Annotated in this window: 17 protein-coding genes; 4 read left to right on the forward strand and 13 right to left on the reverse strand. The window is 60.2% G+C overall.

Going from position 1 to position 17,093, the window contains the following annotated elements; genetic code table 11:
• Positions 1-239: 239 nt before the first annotated feature.
• The 3 genes from F757_RS0110725 to prs form a co-directional block, all read right to left on the reverse strand.
• Complete coding sequence (locus F757_RS0110725) at positions 240-809, reverse strand: hypothetical protein (protein WP_156923594.1); 570 nt, start codon at positions 807-809, stop codon at positions 240-242.
• Between the two features lie 354 nt (positions 810-1,163).
• Complete coding sequence (locus F757_RS0110730; protein WP_027211395.1) at positions 1,164-2,885, reverse strand: nicotinate phosphoribosyltransferase; 1,722 nt, start codon at positions 2,883-2,885, stop codon at positions 1,164-1,166.
• Positions 2,886-2,914: 29 nt separating this feature from the next.
• Complete coding sequence (prs, locus tag F757_RS0110735) at positions 2,915-3,727, reverse strand: ribose-phosphate diphosphokinase (RefSeq protein ID WP_051376739.1); 813 nt, start codon at positions 3,725-3,727, stop codon at positions 2,915-2,917.
• A 128-nt stretch (positions 3,728-3,855) separates the two neighbouring features.
• Between prs and F757_RS0110740 the strand changes: the two genes are divergently transcribed.
• The 3 genes from F757_RS0110740 to F757_RS35050 all read left to right on the forward strand — a co-directional run bounded on the left by F757_RS0110740 (position 3,856) and on the right by F757_RS35050 (position 6,163).
• On the forward strand, positions 3,856-4,563 hold the full coding sequence (locus F757_RS0110740) for an NUDIX hydrolase (RefSeq protein WP_027211397.1): 708 nt from the start codon (positions 3,856-3,858) through the stop codon (positions 4,561-4,563).
• Positions 4,564-5,002: 439 nt separating this feature from the next.
• Positions 5,003-5,704, forward strand: a complete 702-nt coding sequence (locus tag F757_RS0110745; protein ID WP_232221386.1) for a M15 family metallopeptidase — start codon at positions 5,003-5,005, stop codon at positions 5,702-5,704.
• Positions 5,705-5,716: 12 nt separating this feature from the next.
• Positions 5,717-6,163 carry a TIGR02594 family protein gene (locus F757_RS35050; protein WP_035466633.1) on the forward strand — a complete coding sequence of 149 codons (447 nt, stop codon included), beginning with the start codon at positions 5,717-5,719 and terminating at the stop codon, positions 6,161-6,163.
• Positions 6,164-6,356: 193 nt separating this feature from the next.
• Here the strand turns inward: F757_RS35050 and F757_RS0110750 are convergent, their stop codons facing one another.
• From F757_RS0110750 to F757_RS0110760, 3 genes are read right to left on the reverse strand one after another with little or no spacing between them, the layout of a single operon-like run.
• The gene (locus F757_RS0110750) at positions 6,357-7,253 is read right to left on the reverse strand and encodes an alpha/beta fold hydrolase (RefSeq protein WP_027211399.1); all 897 of its coding nucleotides are present in this window, start codon (positions 7,251-7,253) and stop codon (positions 6,357-6,359) included.
• A complete protein-coding gene (locus F757_RS0110755; RefSeq protein ID WP_027211400.1) occupies positions 7,250-7,699 on the reverse strand; it encodes a DMT family transporter in 450 nt (149 codons plus the stop codon). Before F757_RS0110755 ends, F757_RS0110750 begins: the two co-directional genes overlap by 4 nt.
• A gap of 2 nt (positions 7,700-7,701) precedes the next feature.
• Complete coding sequence (locus F757_RS0110760; RefSeq protein ID WP_027211401.1) at positions 7,702-8,307, reverse strand: TetR/AcrR family transcriptional regulator; 606 nt, start codon at positions 8,305-8,307, stop codon at positions 7,702-7,704.
• 299 nt (positions 8,308-8,606) lie between these two features.
• Between F757_RS0110760 and F757_RS0110765 the strand changes: the two genes are divergently transcribed.
• Positions 8,607-9,605: a hypothetical protein gene (locus F757_RS0110765; protein ID WP_027211402.1), complete on the forward strand. Its 999-nt coding sequence runs from the start codon at positions 8,607-8,609 to the stop codon at positions 9,603-9,605.
• Between the two features lie 247 nt (positions 9,606-9,852).
• Here the strand turns inward: F757_RS0110765 and F757_RS35765 are convergent, their stop codons facing one another.
• The 7 genes from F757_RS35765 to F757_RS0110805 form a co-directional block, all read right to left on the reverse strand.
• Positions 9,853-10,089: a hypothetical protein gene (locus tag F757_RS35765; protein ID WP_156923596.1), complete on the reverse strand. Its 237-nt coding sequence runs from the start codon at positions 10,087-10,089 to the stop codon at positions 9,853-9,855.
• 512 nt (positions 10,090-10,601) lie between these two features.
• A complete protein-coding gene (locus F757_RS35055; RefSeq protein WP_084530826.1) occupies positions 10,602-10,937 on the reverse strand; it encodes a colicin immunity protein in 336 nt (111 codons plus the stop codon).
• Positions 10,938-11,353: 416 nt separating this feature from the next.
• Complete coding sequence (locus F757_RS0110780; protein ID WP_027211404.1) at positions 11,354-11,941, reverse strand: GNAT family N-acetyltransferase; 588 nt, start codon at positions 11,939-11,941, stop codon at positions 11,354-11,356.
• A 368-nt stretch (positions 11,942-12,309) separates the two neighbouring features.
• The gene (locus F757_RS0110785; protein ID WP_027211405.1) at positions 12,310-13,080 is read right to left on the reverse strand and encodes an alpha/beta fold hydrolase; all 771 of its coding nucleotides are present in this window, start codon (positions 13,078-13,080) and stop codon (positions 12,310-12,312) included.
• Between the two features lie 165 nt (positions 13,081-13,245).
• Positions 13,246-14,649, reverse strand: coding sequence for an NAD-dependent succinate-semialdehyde dehydrogenase (locus tag F757_RS0110790; protein ID WP_027211406.1), 1,404 nt, complete (start codon positions 14,647-14,649; stop codon positions 13,246-13,248).
• A 97-nt stretch (positions 14,650-14,746) separates the two neighbouring features.
• Positions 14,747-15,553, reverse strand: coding sequence for a helix-turn-helix transcriptional regulator (locus tag F757_RS0110795; RefSeq protein WP_027211407.1), 807 nt, complete (start codon positions 15,551-15,553; stop codon positions 14,747-14,749).
• A 376-nt stretch (positions 15,554-15,929) separates the two neighbouring features.
• Positions 15,930-17,087: an alkene reductase gene (locus tag F757_RS0110805; protein ID WP_027211408.1), complete on the reverse strand. Its 1,158-nt coding sequence runs from the start codon at positions 17,085-17,087 to the stop codon at positions 15,930-15,932.
• Between the last annotated feature and the right edge of the window lie 6 nt (positions 17,088-17,093).

Raw genomic sequence — 17,093 nt, forward strand, 5'->3', positions numbered from 1 at the left:
CATCTGAGGTGCTGCGCTCACGAGCCGCCGGCTGGACGCAGAGAGCGGCAATCCGGCAAGGATACGGCCCAAAGCTTTGTATTGTCCGAACCCGCTATCGGTTTAGCGAGGCGCGGCGTGGAATGAAGCGGAAGTCTGCGAGCGGCAGGAAGCACTCTGGTAAGTCGCCATCAGGGCGTTGCGACACGGCTTATCCGAGAGGACGGGCGCCACCGGATGGGCGGGCCGTCGAGCGCAGCCTAAATCGCGCATATGGTCGCCTCCGTCGCGGCGTTGCTGGCGACATCAAGGGCGCGTAGTACGGCGAGAAGCTGGCGCTGGCGGCGCGTTGGTAGTTTCAACTGCCATCGCAGGGTCTCATGAACGATCGGTAGGAGCGCGACCCCTATGCCCGCCGCGAGGATAGAGCCGAACAGAACGAGCGCCCCGGTGGCCTTTCCGGGCGGTTCGCCGTGGGCCAGGTAGCCGAGAACCCCGACCGCCAGCGCGGCACCGAAGCCAAGCCGGCCGACCCGTCTCCATCGTGCCACTCCCCAGAAGCGTGGCAGCCGCGGCAGATAGTACATTTGCTGCTCCGGCTTGAGTTCAAGAGATCCCACCGCGAAGGCGACGAACAGGCGCAGATCTGCGGGATGCCGAAGGCCATAGACAATGTGCGTTCCGAATGATGCCTCGGAGGCGATGGCGAGACATACCTCGTCTCCGTCGGCGAGCGGAAACTCCACCTTGCTGTAGTACGGGATGGCGCTGTCGGGCGTGTATAACACAACAGGCGTTTCATTCACCCGGAACCGGAAGGCACGCATCATTCCTCCGGTCGCCCCGTATTGCGTTACCTCTGTCTTGACGCCAGTTCTCGTGCACTCGAGGCCCGCGACCCGTCCTTCTATTCGGACAATCTGGGCGCTTCTCAAGTGGTTCACAACGTCGTCGGGGAGCGGCCGTTGCTCGTCCACCTTAGGTGACTCAGATTGCGCCTTGGACGGGCGTGCGCCATGTTTCTGGTGTCGGACTGCCATTGTTCGAGTGATGAGAGGCGGTTGTCGACGAATACTAATGCATTAACTGGCCGGCGGCTTTCATGTCGGCGATGTCCGCAACGAAGGACGTAGGCTAGCGGCGGAATCTCTTTTCATGGCGGCCACCCCGAGCAGGTACGAGCATCAGGCAGTCCACTCGATCGATCCGGGTTCCGGACACGTCCACGAAGCGCGGATCCGTGCGCGCATTTCAGCGAGCGTGGTTTCGACGAGGAGCTCGCCGTTCCGGAACACCGGCAACAGCTCGCCGCCTTCAAACTGCTCGAGCGTCTGCTCTTCGTGCAACACATAGTTGTTGCCTTGCTTCTCCACGCGCAGCAGGCCCTTGGCCGACTTCTTGGTGCCGTCGTCCGTGGCGGGGTCCTTGTAGATCGCAATCGACTCGTTGCCCACTTCGGCATAGATCGCCTTCATTGCCCAGCCGAATGTGTCACGAGAGAGCATGTTATACGTGTAGGAGCCGATGCCCAATACAACGTTGCACGACGCAAATCCTTTGCGCGCGAGTCGCAGCATGATATCGCGTGCGCGCGGCAGGCTGATGCTGTCGCCGTAGATCAGGCCCACGTGGCTATCCAGCACCCTGAAACCCCTGGCAGTGGTGGTGCCGCCGAAAATATCCCACAGACATTCGACTGAGCCTTTGCGCTCGGCCTCTGTGATGCGCGTGCCGCTGCTGTCGTTCACCGTGTACATGCCGTCCTCGCCGACGATCGGTTCCCCGGTCGCGTCGCAGACAAGCTCCTCAGGGAAATAGCCAGTCAGGATCAGCACCGGGTTTCCCGAGTCGGGGCGGAATACTACCTTGCAAAGGCCGAGTTCGTTGGGCTCGCGTGCGAGGATGACGTCTCTCAGTTCGCGGGCCACTGCCGTGACCGTGTTCCAGTAGTCAAAGCTGTCCGCGACAATCGAGATCATGCCCGCCGGATAGTCCTTCGTTATTAGCTCGCGGATCACTTCGCGCTCCGCTATGCGGCGAAGTGCTTTCTCGCTCTTGCCGGCGTTCGCCGGATCAGCAGCGATGTGCTTCAGGGTCAGCAGGATGCGAAGCGTCATGACGCTGTGCTCGGTCGCGGGAATCGAGCAGCCGACGAGCTCGCGGTCGGAATCGGCGCAGTAGTAATCTTCCAGATAGTCGATGGAAGGGATCGTATCTGTGCCCACGAACGACAGGTCGTGGCCAGCGCCGCAGCGCATGGCGTCGTGCACGCCGCTCATGCCGCGCATCGAGAAGTCGTGGCCCTGTACGTCGATGAATTCTTCGGGCGAGCCCGTCACCTTCGCGAAATAGGTGAGCAGCTTGCGGAATTCGAATGCGATGGTGGCAACCGTCGATGGCTTCCAGTTTTCACAACTGACGATCGTCTCAAAGTAGGTCGCGACCCACGGGAAGTCGCTGTGGGTATTGATGAAAATGTAGGGCGGCACTTTGACGTTCACGCGCGAGCCTTCCGGCAGAGCACGTATTTCGAGCGGGAGGTAGCCGAGCTCGTAGAGCGCTTCGAGGTTGCCCGTCGACACAGCGTCCTTGCCCAGCGAGTTGTCCATGCGGCGCTTGTATTTGCGCACCGCCGCCGCCTTTGTCTTCGCGCCAAAGAATTCCCGTTGGAATACGTCCAGAAAGAACTCCTTGATGAAGCCCTGGAGGCCGAACACGACCACCTTCCCGTCGAACAGTTCGGGCAACACTGGCGCGTACTTTGCCGAGCGCGGCGTCAGGTTTGCTACCAGCTTCGTCGTCGATTGCGGGTACATCGACGGGTGGCCTGTCTTGTAGAAGTCTGCGAGGTTAAAGGGAACAAGGCCGTTCTTCTCGGTCAGGGCGGATGTCGTAGGTGCATTCATGATGGTGGTTCTCCGGGCGCGATTGGTTTTCAGACCAGCACGCAGCGGCTGTCGCTGGTCCAGTTGTTTCGGCTAAAGACAGTGGCGTAACGGGTGAGCAACGGGTCAAGGCCCTTGCTGAAAATGCCGTGAGTCACGTAGAGATACAACTCACGGTGGATTCCCTGGACGGCCTGCTGGGCACGCAGCGCATCGGCGAGTTCAGTGAAAGTGCGGCCACCGTCGCAGATATCGTCCACGACCAGCAGCGGGGTGTCGGGCAATTCGCCCTGAACCTGCGTGCCAGTGATCTTGCCGGTGCGCGTGTCGCGCATCTTGTCTGCGAACACGACGTCGAGCTCGAGCGCTTTTGCAAGCCTGGATACGCGCTTACGGGCGCCAGCGTCCGGGGCGACCAATGTCGGGCGCTCGATATGCGCGACGGCGCGCCGGAGTGACGGCACGGGATCGTCTATGACGACGCGCTCCAGAAGGGCGGCGACAACGTCGCTGTGCGGGTCCTCGATCGTCACGCGTGCATAGCGCTGGGCGTTGATGAGGTCGCAGAAAACTTTGGCACTGAGTGCTTCGCCAACGTTCGCCACGCGATCCTGACGCGCATACGGCACGTACGGCATCCTGAGCGCGACCGGAGCACCCATGTAGGCGCGGCGCAGTGCGTCCGTGGCCATCAGCAGTGTCATGACGGCCGCCGAGTCCGGCAGATGAGCGGTGATAAGCAGTTCGTCAGCGGGCACGCTCGTGTCCACCGTGACATGCATTTCGCCACCAGGGAACTTCAGGCACTGTAATTGGATCGCCCGGCTGGCGCCGTCGCGGGATAACGCTGTGATCTCGATCATGTGACAGGCTCGTGGTGAGTTAGTCGTCGTTTGCGACTAAGATGACGCTAGTGTACAGCTACTTAGTCGTAAAACGCAACTATCTATGGTAAAATTTTTGGCATGACGGATATCGAAGGGGCCCAATAATGGGCAAGCAGTTTGAAAAGCCCGACGTGAGCGTGGACGTGGTGCTGTTGACCCTGATCGACGGCGGCCTGCACGTCGCAACGCACGTGCGGGCAAGGGCACCCGAAGCAGGAAAGACCGCACTTATCGGCGGCTACGTGCACGTCGATGACCCCAACGAGAAGGACGTCGAGGACACCGCATATCGCGTGTTGCAGGAAAAGGCCGGGTTGCGCCCACGCTACCTCGAGCAGGTCAAGACCTTCTCCGGGCGGCGGCGCGATCCGACGCGCGGATTCACGGTCGCCATTTCGCACGTCGCGCTCGTCCCGTACGAGGAACTGGTCGCCGAGTGTGCGCAGGTCCTGTCGTTCTATGACGTCGACGCGCTGCCCGAACTCGCCTTCGATCACAACGAGCAGGTCGCTGAGGCCGTGACACGCGTTCGCAACAAGTCGAGTTACTCGACGCTACCGTGCTGGCTCTTACCAGAAAAGTTCACCCTTACCCAATTGCAGCGCACCTACGAGCAGATTTTTGGCGAAGCCGTTTCGCGCGGAACATTCCGCACGAGGCTGGGCTTGAGGGTGGGGGATGTGCAAGCGGGCGAGGCGGCCGACGAAGCAGGCGTCATCATAGCCACGGACGAATTTCAGGGCGGTGCACAGCGCCCGGCGCGACTTTTCCGCGTAGACCGTCTCGGCCTCTATCGCCGTGCGAGTTGGTAGGATGCTGTGACAACGACGAAAACGGTGAGCCTTTACGGTGCCGCATGGAGTGGTTATTGTCGCTCGCGATTTTTTGCGTCCCTTGCCAGACTGTTCGTTGTTCGTTGTTCGTTGTTTGTCGTCTTGGTGGTTGGTGGCGAAGCTCCGACAGAGTGAGTCATGGTCTCCTGCGTCGAATAAGAGCTCATAACGAGCTTGTATGCGGAATCCAAGCACCGACCTCGGCGTCAAGACGCCAGCCTCTCTATGCAAGCCGCATCAGGCGAGAGTCGGCCAGGAGCCGCCGGTCGAGGGCGACATCCAGTTTGGTCAGCCACGGTCTCGTTTGCCCTCGGTCAACGGCAGGTTTTCCGCCGAGCGAATTGCCGGGAGCACCGCCTCAACCCGGCCAAAACCGGCCACTCGACAGTAGCGGAAGGATCGTTGACACTTTCGGTTCTTGACGGTCACCTTTTCGCTAATTTGCGTTCTTCTCGTGATTTCACTTTCCGATCCGCGCGTTAGAGCCGCCAGACTCGTAGATACGGCCGAAGATTTCGTCGATCTCGGTGACTTCGGCGATCTTCTCCTAGTGGATCGCACCCGCAAGGTCGTATCTAACCAGAGCAGGCATTTCCTGAAAGTTAGGAAGGGCGTTGCTGCTCGCCTGGCTGCCGCGTCTGAGACGCTCGCGAATCGAGGATTGCGTTTGCTCGTCAAAGAGGGATACCGACCGCTTTCCCTTCAACGCGCATACTTTGACCGTCGCCTCGTGAAGCTGCGGGACGAATATCCGTCGGCATGGGAAGATCGTTTGTTCGAGCTAGCAAGTCGCTACGCCGCACCGCCGGAGGTCGCTGCGCATCCTACCGGCGCGGCCGTGGATCTAACACTCGCGACCGTTGAAGGCGTCGAACTGGACATGGGAAGCGTTTTGAATGCAACCGATGAGGAATCTTCCGGTGCGTGCTACACCGAATGTCAGTTCATCAGCTGCTACGCACGAGATAACCGGCAGGTGTTGAAGGAGGCGATGCAAGGTGCCGGCTTCATCAACTATTCGTCGGAGTGGTGGCATTGGTCGTACGGGGATAGGTATTGCGCGGTGATTTGTGGAGCACAACGTGCGCTTTACGGACCGGTTGAGGAAGACGATCTCTGAGGAGCCGTACCCATGAGCCATGCTGCACTGGCAGCGAACCCTGACACGCCTTTGTGGATGAGCGTCGCGCTCAATGAACGAGGCGTCAAGCGCTACCCTGCGGGAAAGACTAATCCCCGAATCTCCGAATACAACGACTGCACACAACTTGCCGGTTACGACGACAAAATCGCATGGTGCTCGTCGTTCATGAACTGGTGCATGAAACAATCGGGCATTCGCGGAACTGGCTCTGCTCTGGCCAGGTCGTGGCTGACATGGGGGCAATCGCTTACAGAGCCCCGTTTTGGATGCGTTGCAGTTCTCACTGCCGATGACGCAGTCGATTGGAAGGGGCACGTTGGATTTTTTCTTCGACTCGACGCCCACAACGTCTACCTGTTCGGAGGCAACCAACTGGGAGAGGTCGGGGAACTAGCATATCCTCTTGATCGCGTACTCGACTACCGCTGGCCGTAGAGCGACGGTCTTTTTCAACGAGCTGGCCTTGCCGTTATCGGCCCAGGAAGAGACATTCGACTCACATGCGTGAACCGTCAATCATTGCTCTCTGAAACGTACGAACTCAAATTCCGACGTAGCGGCTGGCTCATGAACCCCTTGTCGATGGACGCATCTTGTGTCGTATCGGGCGGCGCTGTCGGAGAGCCCGTCAATCCAGGCATGAAGCGAAAAACCGTGCCAATGCATTCGCCACGGCCTCCGGCTGCTCTTCTGGTTGGAAGTGCCCGCAGTTCGCGATGGTCGCGCCCCTCACATCCGTTGCGAATGGACGAAGCGCGGCCGAGATGTCCGGAATGGATCCTTGGTCCGCGCTGAGGCCGAGCACGGGCATCGTCAGGTTTCGATCGCGCGACATGGCACGGTTCTGTTCGGCCGAAAGCGCCGCGGCACGATAGAACGCAAGGCCGGACCGCATTCCACCAGGGGCGCAATAGGTCCTGAGGTACTCGGCAATGTCTTCTTCGCCGTAGCACGCGGGATTGGCCGTCTTGGTCCAGAAGAACCATTCGAGATACGCTCTCTCCCGACCCGCGAGGAGCATCTCCGGAAGGTCGGGGACGGCATGAAAGGAAAAATGCCAGGTCTTCCAGGACGAACTGGACGAAGATGGCAGCATGTCCGGAAGGGTGATGCCGGGAATGCCGGCATCCATCAGCGTCAGCGCCTGGATTTCCTCACCGAACAGGTGGGCGTAAGGAAATGCGACCCATGCGCCGACGTCATGAGCGGCGAGACAATATCGCTTGAGCCCCAGATGTGCCAATAGGTCATGCACGCGTTGAGCGACGGTTTGTGTGTCATATCCATCGAGCGGCCGATCGCTATCGCCCTGACCCGGCAGGTCGATGGCAATGATGCGAGAGCGGCTGCCAAGCAGCGGCATGACCTTGCGCCATGCATACCAGCTCTCGGGGAACCCTGCGATGAGCACGATGGTGTGCTCTCCGTCCGCGCCACCCTCGACATAATGGAACCGCAGACCCTTCACGGTTGCGAATTTATGGTCAAAGCCTTCGGGGGCCGCCGGGAGTGCGCTATGAATCACGGATTTGTCCTCTTTGAAAAAAGCAGCGCGCCAACCAGGAGCAGACAAGCTGCCAGTACGCGCCGTGGAGTGAGGGGATAGGGCGCCGAGCCGAACAAGGCGTACCGGTCGACCAACAAGGAAAACATGACTTGTCCTGTGACGACCATGGCGATCATCGTCGCGGCTCCGAGGCGCGGTGCCGTGGCGGTCATGGCGGTCAGTGCTATGGCACCGCAGAGTCCGCCGGTCCACGACCAAAGCGGCACATCGGCGGCGCCTTCGCTGCGCGGCAGGCCGCGGCTTGCCGCCAAGCCGATGATGACAAGAGCGATTGTCGTGACCGCGCCGGAGATGGCGGCCGCCCAAAGCGGCGATCCCAGTGGACGGGCGAGGCGGGCATTGATGACTGCTTGCATCGGCAACATTGTTCCGGCCAGCAGCGCAATGAAAATCGAGCTGTTCACGTTCATTCCAGGATGTTGAGCGCCACCGCGACGAATGCGTCCGCGTTGCCGTTAAATGATCCGGCTTTGCCAAGAACGCGCATGCCATACAGAAGAGCCAGAAGCAGATCGGCCACCGTTGCCGGCGCGCTCGTCGTGGTGATCGAGCCATCGGCCTGGCCTCGGACGACCAGATTGATCAAAGCGCTTTGTCGCCGGGAAAGTTGGCCACGCAACACATCGCCCGCATGAGAGAACTGCGGGAGTTCGGCGATCCCCGCCACCATCAGGCAGCCGAGCTTGCCTTCCTTGCCCTGGCTCAGCCGAGCATAGAGACTCAGTAGCGCCGCAATGCCGGCGCGTCCATTCTCCGCGCCCTCGAGCATTGCGGCGATCTCGGCTTCTCGCCGCGTGATATAGCGGTCGAGCGCTTTTGCGAAGATGCCTTCCTTGTCGTGATAGGCCTTGTAGAGGCTGCCGGCAGTCAGCCCGGTGGCCTGCGAGAGATCGCTGATCCCGGCGGCCGAATACCCGGAAGCGCTAAAGAGATCAATCGCGCGGTTCAGCACCTGGTCTTCGTCGAATGCTCTGGGTCGTCCGCGAGAGCGAGTTGTAACGGCTTGGATCATGGTGATCGTTCTATTTAGGAAACGATCATATCCTAAATGATCGGTCGCGTCGCTGTCAAACACAATGCCGTCTCGCCCTTCGGGTTACAGTTGGTCGCTTACGAGTTCAGCATTCCGTCGAGGGCATTGGTCGATTCATACGCTCGGTGTGAGAGCAGTTTAAGAATTCCGAGGGGCAGTTTGAACGACTGCTTTCGAGAGAGGGGAACGACCTCAATGACTGCCGTCTGTCTGATCTGCGCAAATCAATCTGCTCGTCAAAAATCGTATATTGGTCACCAAACAATGGAGCTCGCACGATGACAACAGCTGCAAGTCCTATCGATCCAGTTACCGGTGTCCTTGACGCTTTTGCATCCCACGATGTTGTCGCGATTTGCGACGGCGGCCACGGATGTGAACAAGCGTATGCGTTTCGGATTTCGTTGATCCGGGACCCTCGATTTGCTCATGTGGTGAACGACATCGTGGTTGAAAGTGGCAATTCTCTTTATCAGGAGATGATGGACCGGTTCGTTGCAGGGGAAGACGTTCCCGAAGAGAAACTCCGACAGGCATGGCAAAACACGACACAACCCCACAACGTGTGGGATCGCCCTGTCTTTGAGGGGCTTTTCCGTGAAGTCCGCGAGGTGAATACGTCGCTCCCTAAAGACCGTCAGATTCGAATCTTGTTGGGCGATCCGCCGATCGATTGGTCGAAAATCAGCAGCGCCGAAGAACTCGCTCAAGCCTGGAATGCCGTTGGCGACCGTGACAGCTGCCCGGCAGAAATTATCCAACGTGAAGTGCTGGCCAAACAGCGTCGCGCCTTGGTCATCTACGGCGGCATGCATTTGATAAGAAAGAACGTCTACTGGCACGCGACAAACCAAGAGCTGGTGGACCAGCAATTCAACCCACTGCCCGCTGGCATCGTTTCGTTGCTGGAAAGCCAGGACGTGGAAGTCTTTTCTGTCTGGGTTCCAGTATTTGTTGATCCGGCAAGCCTACAGGCCGACGTCAGCTCTTGGCCGACTCCCAGCCTCGCGCACATTCGCGGGACCCCGCTCGGGGAAGCAAGCTTTCGCTCCTATTACCCGCACGCCATGTTCACTAGGCGTGACGACGTCATCGTAGAAATTAATGTCGATCCCGTGCGCTCTCCTGTGATGCAGGAGCAGTTCGACGCCATCCTTTATCTAGGACCGCCTTCCGCGTTGACTTGGAGTCAAGTTTCTCCGGCGTTGTCCTCCGATCCGGCATACGTCAAGATGCGCTCGCAGAGGCTCGCATGGGCCGGCATGGGCGGCGGCTAACGCGTCGACGTCTGTTAATTTGGATTCCGGACTCCTTCCATCAAGCTGGTCTTCGGTCCGGTGCAACCCAAAGGGGCGCTTTGTCGACGACGTGGATGACATGTCGACCGTCTTAAAATGGCCGGATCTGGAGGTCCATTGCTGGACGGTGGCTACCTTCACACCCACCGAAGCTGCGATCTCGCGTCAGAGGCTTCCAGTGGCCTGGAGGTCATCAGCCACCGTCAGAAAAGAATGTCGGACATGGCTAGGCAGAATCTGTTCGGCCCGATGGAGCACCACTTCCGCGATCGTAGTCCTCCACCCAGTCAGTCAATTCCTTCAGCGTCACCCGCTGTTGATCGGTCAGCGTCGAGAGAATCTGCTGCACCCCGTCGTAGAATTGGTCTGGCGGAAAGTCGACCTTTTGCCCCATACCCCGCAGCAGCCCGGCCGCGATCTCTAGTCTGTGCTTTGCGCGTTGTGACAAAGGGCGGAATGTCATTTTCGCTCCAGCGTCGTTAGGGACCTGCCATTCAGCGGAACCGGAGAGTGTATGTCTAGAGACGTTGCCGGTAGCGCCTCGTGGTCGCTCCGCTGTTCGCGGTCAGTAAAGGCGGTTATTCCGATGCTTGACATTGATTGACGCGGACATTGTCGCCGACTTCGTCGCAGCGTCGACTGGCCTTCATCGCAGAGGATGCCCGACGAGCTGGGGCTTGACTCCATCAAGCAATGCGGAACCACGATTATCGGGTCCACAGCCTCTGGAGCACCTTGCGATGTGAGAGGTTGTTCTTTCGGGAAGCTTGAGCGTCTGCTCATGGGCCGATCAGCGCCTCATTCAGCCCGCATATGCAGTCGGCTTCGGATAGTTGGAGCATGCTACCTATACTGGACCTTCACATCTTGGCATAGGGGACGCGCGCCGTAGAAGTGATCGGACTTTCACTCCGGGGTAGCTCCGCCTAATCGAAATGCATCATGCGGGATCAGAGTCCGCTCCCATTTGTTTTTTCAGCCCGTAATCGGCGGAGCCGTTACCAAGAAAACATCATGCGGGGGACTCTCCGCCCGAACGAACTCGGCCGCAGCTTGATTGTTTCGCTCTGCAGCATTTAGATCGACGGGAGGTGCGACACCATCCCAAATGCAATCGAGCGTCGCTTCGAAACCAGGAAAATGCCATATGCCGCCTTCAATTCGAGCGACAACGAAGCCTTGCTGAGCCGCCCTTAAACAAACTGCGATTGCCGCGTCGGTTGAGAGCTTCATAACAACAGTGCCACCGAGCGAAAAGAAGTCATCCGATGAATCGTACACGCGACAATGATCGATGTTCGCTATGCCCATTTCCATCCAGTCCAAAAGTCAGAGAACATTTTGAATCCTTCCGCAGTCGCAAATGTCACTCATTTGACTCCTCTGTTTGTGAATGCAGGTCACGATTGTCGACGAATTTCGGGAGGCGCGCGAAGGACCGCTCTTGGCCGGTTTCGTGAGTTCGCCAACGACCGCTTTGTGGCGCTCCAGTTCGAAGACCCATGGTTCGACTGACCGTCCGCTTTGGAGATGTTCGTCTGGCCGTAACGGGTCGGAAGTACGCACTGGCGACTGTCCGTTTCCGGCAGCGAAATGCCACTGGCCGGTTTCCGGCGATGAATTGGAAGAGCGGACTGACGCGGCCCGGCCCGGAGGCGACATTCGCGTCTTGCAATAGCGGCTATTCGGTTAGGTTCTCAAGTTGGGCAGCGAAGATTGCAGCCATGTCAAACGACGCGCCGAGCCAGTATCCAGTAGGGTCGAGCGGTCACCTCTTCAAAGAAACTCATCTTTTGTTCGAAGCCGAGTCGCTCATAAAACGGGATACTCAATGGATTGAACGTCTCCAGAAAGCAGGTACCCCCAAGTCGATCGGCACGTCGTAACGTTGATTCGAGAATGGCATGCGCGAACCGCTGGCCCCTCGCTGCAGGCCGCACACCTAAGATCGACAAATACCAAGCCTGAGCCAGATTGGCAGGCACGCGCTCGGCCATCGCTGCGCAGATCCGCGAGTAGTTTGCGTAGCCTTTAGCCCCGAGGAGTGTCGCAAGAGCCCGACTCCTCGCAGCGCCATGCCTGGCGATTTCGGCATTGCTGGCCTCGTTGGTAATCCAGACGGACGCGCCGTCAGTTCCCGCGCATTGAATCTCGCCGATGGCGCTCCCTTCCTCAATGGCCAACTCGAAGTATCGAGTGAGAACCTGCTGTCGCCGGGCCTCGTCGGTTGCAGACTCGACCGTCACCGCACGATAAAACGGATCGTCGACGAAGGCCTCTGCAAGAGAGCGGCAAACGGATGCGGTGTCGGTCATATCGGGAGGCGTTGGATGGGGTAGAGCGGGTGCACACATGATCGTGCAATGAGTCGAGTCACAAACAGCAACGGATTAGCTTGAGCACGAATATTACAAAAACCGTGAAATGTATGCACCGCATCTTGTGAAGCTTTTACTGAAGGCTATACAGGGCTCCGTGATAGTGGCCGGTTGCCGAAGATCGCTCGTGACGCGCACGCATCGCTGGTGACTCCGGTTCTAACTTTCGGCCCCGACTTCTATCGGCCATTCGACGCCCGACGGCGGCGTCTTTTGATAGGGAAGAAGCGGTCGCCGGTCGGTCGCTGCGTCCTGCCACGCGGCTCGTCCAGCGTACCTACGCACCAGTAGCCGGTCCGATCCTCTCAGCGGCTGCCCGTTGCAGTGGCCGCCCGCTCGATCACCCGGGCGACTTCTGCCGGATGCGACAGATAGGCGACATGGCTCGACGGAACCTCCACGACCGTGCTCTTCGCGCGGCTCGCCATCCAACGTTCGAGATCGGGATTCACGGTTCGGTCCTGAGTCGCCACGACGGCCCAGCTCGGCTTCGTTTTCCAGGCCGGCTGGCTCACCGGCGCGGTGAACGACTCATGCGCCGGCATGACCTGCGAACTCGCCATGAATGCGGCCTCCGCGGCGGGTACATCGGCAGCGAAGTCGGCTCTGAAGTGCCCTGCGTCGAAGTAGAGGTGGCCATCGTCGGTTGCCTTGATGGCTTTTGTCGCGGCCGGCATTTTCGTCGTCAGGTCCTTGAGGCTTTCGCCCGCATCCGGTTCGAACGCGGCGATGTAGACGAGGCCCGCCACGCGCGCATTGTTGCCCGCCTCGGTAATCACCGCTCCGCCATAACTATGGCCGACGAGGATTGCCGGGCCGTCCTGCGCATCGACGATACGCGTAGTCGCGGCGACGTCTTCCTTGAACGACGTCTCCGGCTCCTGAACCACCGAGACTTTATAGCCGTCCCGCGCGAGGATCTTCGACACGGCTTGCCAGCCTGAGCCGTCGGCGAAATAGCCGTGAACCAGGACGATGTTTTTGACAGGTGCGGCTTCGGCGAACTGCGTGGCGAATGCGCTGGCGCCAATGGTCAAAGCTGCGGCAAAACGGCGAATGTCGTTGATAGTTTTCATTTTCGACCCCAGAAGCTAACGATGATTGAAAAATTGGTTGCAATGGTTCGGCTTTCAGATTGCCGCTGATGACCCACTAGAGTACGGTCCATGCGAAAGCCTGCGCGAATGTTTTGGATGCCTTAACGATACGCGGGGTGATCGGGCGAATCGGGGACCGTCGGATCACTCGACGGTCTTGGCCCACACCGCCTGAGCGTTGGTGAACTCGCGCAGACCGAAGTGCGACAGTTCACGGCCGTATCCGCTCTTCTTAACCCCGCCCACCGGAATGCGCGGATTGGAAGCGGAGAAGCCGTTGATAAAGACGCCCCCCGTTTCGAGCCGGCGCGCGATTCGCTGCGCACGAGCGACGTCGCACGTCCATAGGCTGCCGCCGAGACCGTAGTCGCTCGTGTTGGCAAGTTCGATAGCGTGCTCGGCGTCGTCGGCAACCGTGATTGCGGCGACCGGGCCAAACGTTTCTTCGTCGAAAGCAGCCATGCCGGGGGCGACATCCGCGAGCACAGTCGGCTCGTAGTAATTCCCGGCGCCTTCCACTTTGCTGCCTCCGAGCAGCAGCGTCGCGCCTGCTTCGATGGTGCGTTGCACCTGCCGGTGCAGCTCGTCGCGCAAGTCGGCGCGCGCCATCGGCCCGATGGTGCTTGCGGGATCGTGCGGATCGCCCGCCACGACCTGACGCGCGGCGGCCACGAACTTGCGCGTGAACTCTTCTGCAACGGGCCTCTCGACAATGAACCGCTTGGCCGCGAGACAAACCTGGCCGGCGTTTTGAAAGCGAGCCTCGATGGCCGCTTTCACGGCCAGGTCGATGTTCGCATCGGCCAAGACGATGAAGGCGTCGGCGCCGCCGAGTTCCAGCAGCGTCTTCTTCAACGCGTGGCCCGCCGTGGATGCGACGGCGGACCCGGCCCGCATGCTGCCGGTCAGCGTGACGGCGGCAACGCGCGGATCTTCGATCACGTGGGCCACGGTTTCGTTATCGGCATTCAGGTTGGCGAAGAGTCCGACTGGAAAGCCGGCGGCTTCATAAGCGTCCTGCAACGCGTACGCCGAGCCCATCACATTGGCTGCATGCTTGAGGATGAAGCCGTTGCCCGAGAGCATGATCGGACCCGATGCGCGAATCACCTGCCACAACGGGAAGTTCCACGGCATCACGGCGAGGATGGAACCGATCGGCAGATAGGAGACATGCACCTGATCGTCGCCTTCGACGGGCGCCGGTTCGTCGGCGAGGAAAGCGGGACCATGCCCTGCGATCCAGTCGATCGCGCTGGCGCACTTGGCAATTTCGGCTCGTGCGGCGGCGAGCGTCTTGCCCATCTCCTGAGTAATCAACGCGGCCAGCGCTTCCGAACGCTCGCGCAATGTCGCGGCCAGGCGGCGGTAAGTTGCCACGCGCACAGCCATGGGCGTCGCGCGCCACAGCCGGTAGGCCGCGGCGTTGTCCTCCAGCATGCGCTCGACCTCGTCGGCGGTCTGAAACGGATAGTGCGCGATGAACTCGCCGGTTGCGGGATTGCGCGACGTTGCGCCGATGGCGGTGGGAAGGTTCAGGTTCGACATGTTTGCCTCGATTGAGTGAAGTGACGAGCGGTGAAAAGTCGCTGCAGTGGTGTCACTTTATGCAAACCGGGGCGGGTCAAGAAGGCGTCTTGTGATCCTATGAGTCGGACTCACTGGCAGAGTGCCGGGGAATGTAAGTCACGAGCGACAGGTCCGGTCTGCCGGTGGGCGTCAACGCAACGTAAGTGAATTCGATGTGGCCGCCGGCTGGATGACGAAGCCGTTTGTCGCCTTCATCGAAACCTTTGACCTCGGTGTCCTGCCACCAGTCGCTGAACTCGGGGCTCAGTTCGGTGAGCTCGTCGATGAGGCTATCGAACGGCGCCTTGTCCGGTGCCTGCGCGCGCGCGGCGCGGAACGCGGAGATCATGCCGCGCGTCATCTGCTCCCAGTCGAGAATCAGCGTGCGATAGGGTTTGTAAAGAAACAGCAGGCGCAAGGTATTGCGCTCGTGCGGCTCCAGCGATCCATAGTCGACGAAAAGGTCGGCAATGGCATCGTTCCACGCGAGAATGTCGAGCCGCGTGTTGCGGACATAGGCCGGAAAGTTGATCGAGCGAACCAGTCGTTCGAGGCCTTCGGTGACGCCGCTGCCGGTTGCTACCTGCGAAAGCTCGCGCGATGAAAGCGCGAACAGATGCGCCGATTCCACGGTGTTGAGCTTGAGCACGCGCGAGATTCTGCGCAGCGCATCGGCGGACGGTTGAATGTCGCGGCCCTGTTCGAGCCAGGTGTACCAGCTGACGCTGACACCCGCGAGTACAGCGACCTCTTCGCGGCGCAGGCCGGGGGTACGGCGGGGGCCGTCGGGCAGGCCGAATTCGGCAGGTTGCAGTCGGCCGCGGCGGCTTGAAAGAAACGTGCCAAGTTCGCGTCGCTGCTCGGCAGAGGGTCTTCTGGACATAGTGTCTCGGTTAACGGCGAATGGGCAGGCGGGCGGACGTGCCGGGCATCGTCGCGAGGCAGCTTGCGACCAGCCAACTGACGGCCCGGGCATGCCTGGCTCGACCGGGAATGCGAACACTATCACAGCAAAATGTCCAGGCTGTGCCACGACGACTAGCGGCGCTTCATACGAACGCGTCGAAACCGCTCTCGTATGAAGCGCCGCATTTGCTTGATGGCCGCGCACAATGTGTTGCGCGTGGCCCTGTCGCTGGAAAGTGTGAGTCAGCGTTCGCTCAGAACTCCTCGCGTGTGGGCCGAAGCACGATCATCGTTGATGTCGACGTCGTCGGGCTGCTCGATCGCATAGGCGATGGCCCGCTTCGCCTCCTTGCTCATGCGGTCCCCTCGTCTGCCTGAACGGATAACGATTCTGCGTATGCCGGATAGTCCGTGAGTCCTTCGTTTCCGCCGCCATACAACGTTGCCGGATTCACGGCATTGAGCGGCCAGCCGTTCGCCATGCGCTCAGGCAGATCCGGGTTTGCGATGTACGGGCGGCCGAATGCAATCAGGTCCGCAAGGTTCGCTTTGATCAGGCGTGCGCCGCGCTCGGCCGTGTAGCGGCCCGCATAGATGATGCGGCCGCTGAACACACGGCGGACTTCCTCGCGAAACGCCGCGGGCAGATCGGGGGCGCTATCCCAGTCGGCTTCCGCTATTGACACATAGGCCGCACGGGCAGCTTCCAGCACCTTGATTGCCTCGATATACGTGTAATGAGGATCGTCTTCGACGAGGCCGATGTACACGCGATCCTGGTCGGTGCTCGTGAACAACGGCGTGAAGCGCACGCCCAGCCGTTCAGGCCCGACCACCGCGGCGACCGCTCCGACGATTTCGCGCAGAAAGCGCAAGCGGTTGTGCAGCGAGCCGCCGTACTCGTCCTCACGTTTGTTCGAGTGTGCCGAGATGAACTGATTCACGAGGTAGCCATTGGCCGCGTGAATCTCGACACCATCGAAGCCCGCACGCAGCGCGTTCTGCGCTGCCTTTGCGTAGAGGCCGACCAACTCGCCGATCTCGGCGACGCTCAACTCGCGTGGCACCGAAGGCTCGACCAGCGTGCCGGTGCCGGGACCGGTTTCGATGAACGCCTTGACCTTCTGTGCCGCGATCGGCGAAGGCGCAATCGGCGCTGCGCCGTGGGGCTGCAACGCGGTATGCGAGACGCGGCCCACATGCCACAACTGCGCGAAGATCACGCCGCCTTCGGCGTGCACCGCGTCGGTCACGCGAGCCCAGCCTTCGACCTGTTCGTCGCTGTAGATGCCGGGCGTCCACGCGTAGCCCTGACCGCGCGGTTCGATCTGCGTGCCCTCGCTGATCATGAAGCCCGCGCCGGCGCGCTGGCCGTAATAGAGCGCGCTCGATGCGGTCGGTATGTCGCCGGGCTGGGCGGCTCTCTGGCGCGTCAGTGGCGGCAGCACGATACGGTTGCGCAAGATGTGCCGCCCGAGCTTAAGCGGCGTGAAGAGTGAAGGATATTCCATGTTCTT

The sequence above is a fragment of the Burkholderia sp. WSM2232 genome, from assembly GCF_000472545.1.
In the GTDB taxonomy this organism is placed as follows: domain Bacteria; phylum Pseudomonadota; class Gammaproteobacteria; order Burkholderiales; family Burkholderiaceae; genus Paraburkholderia.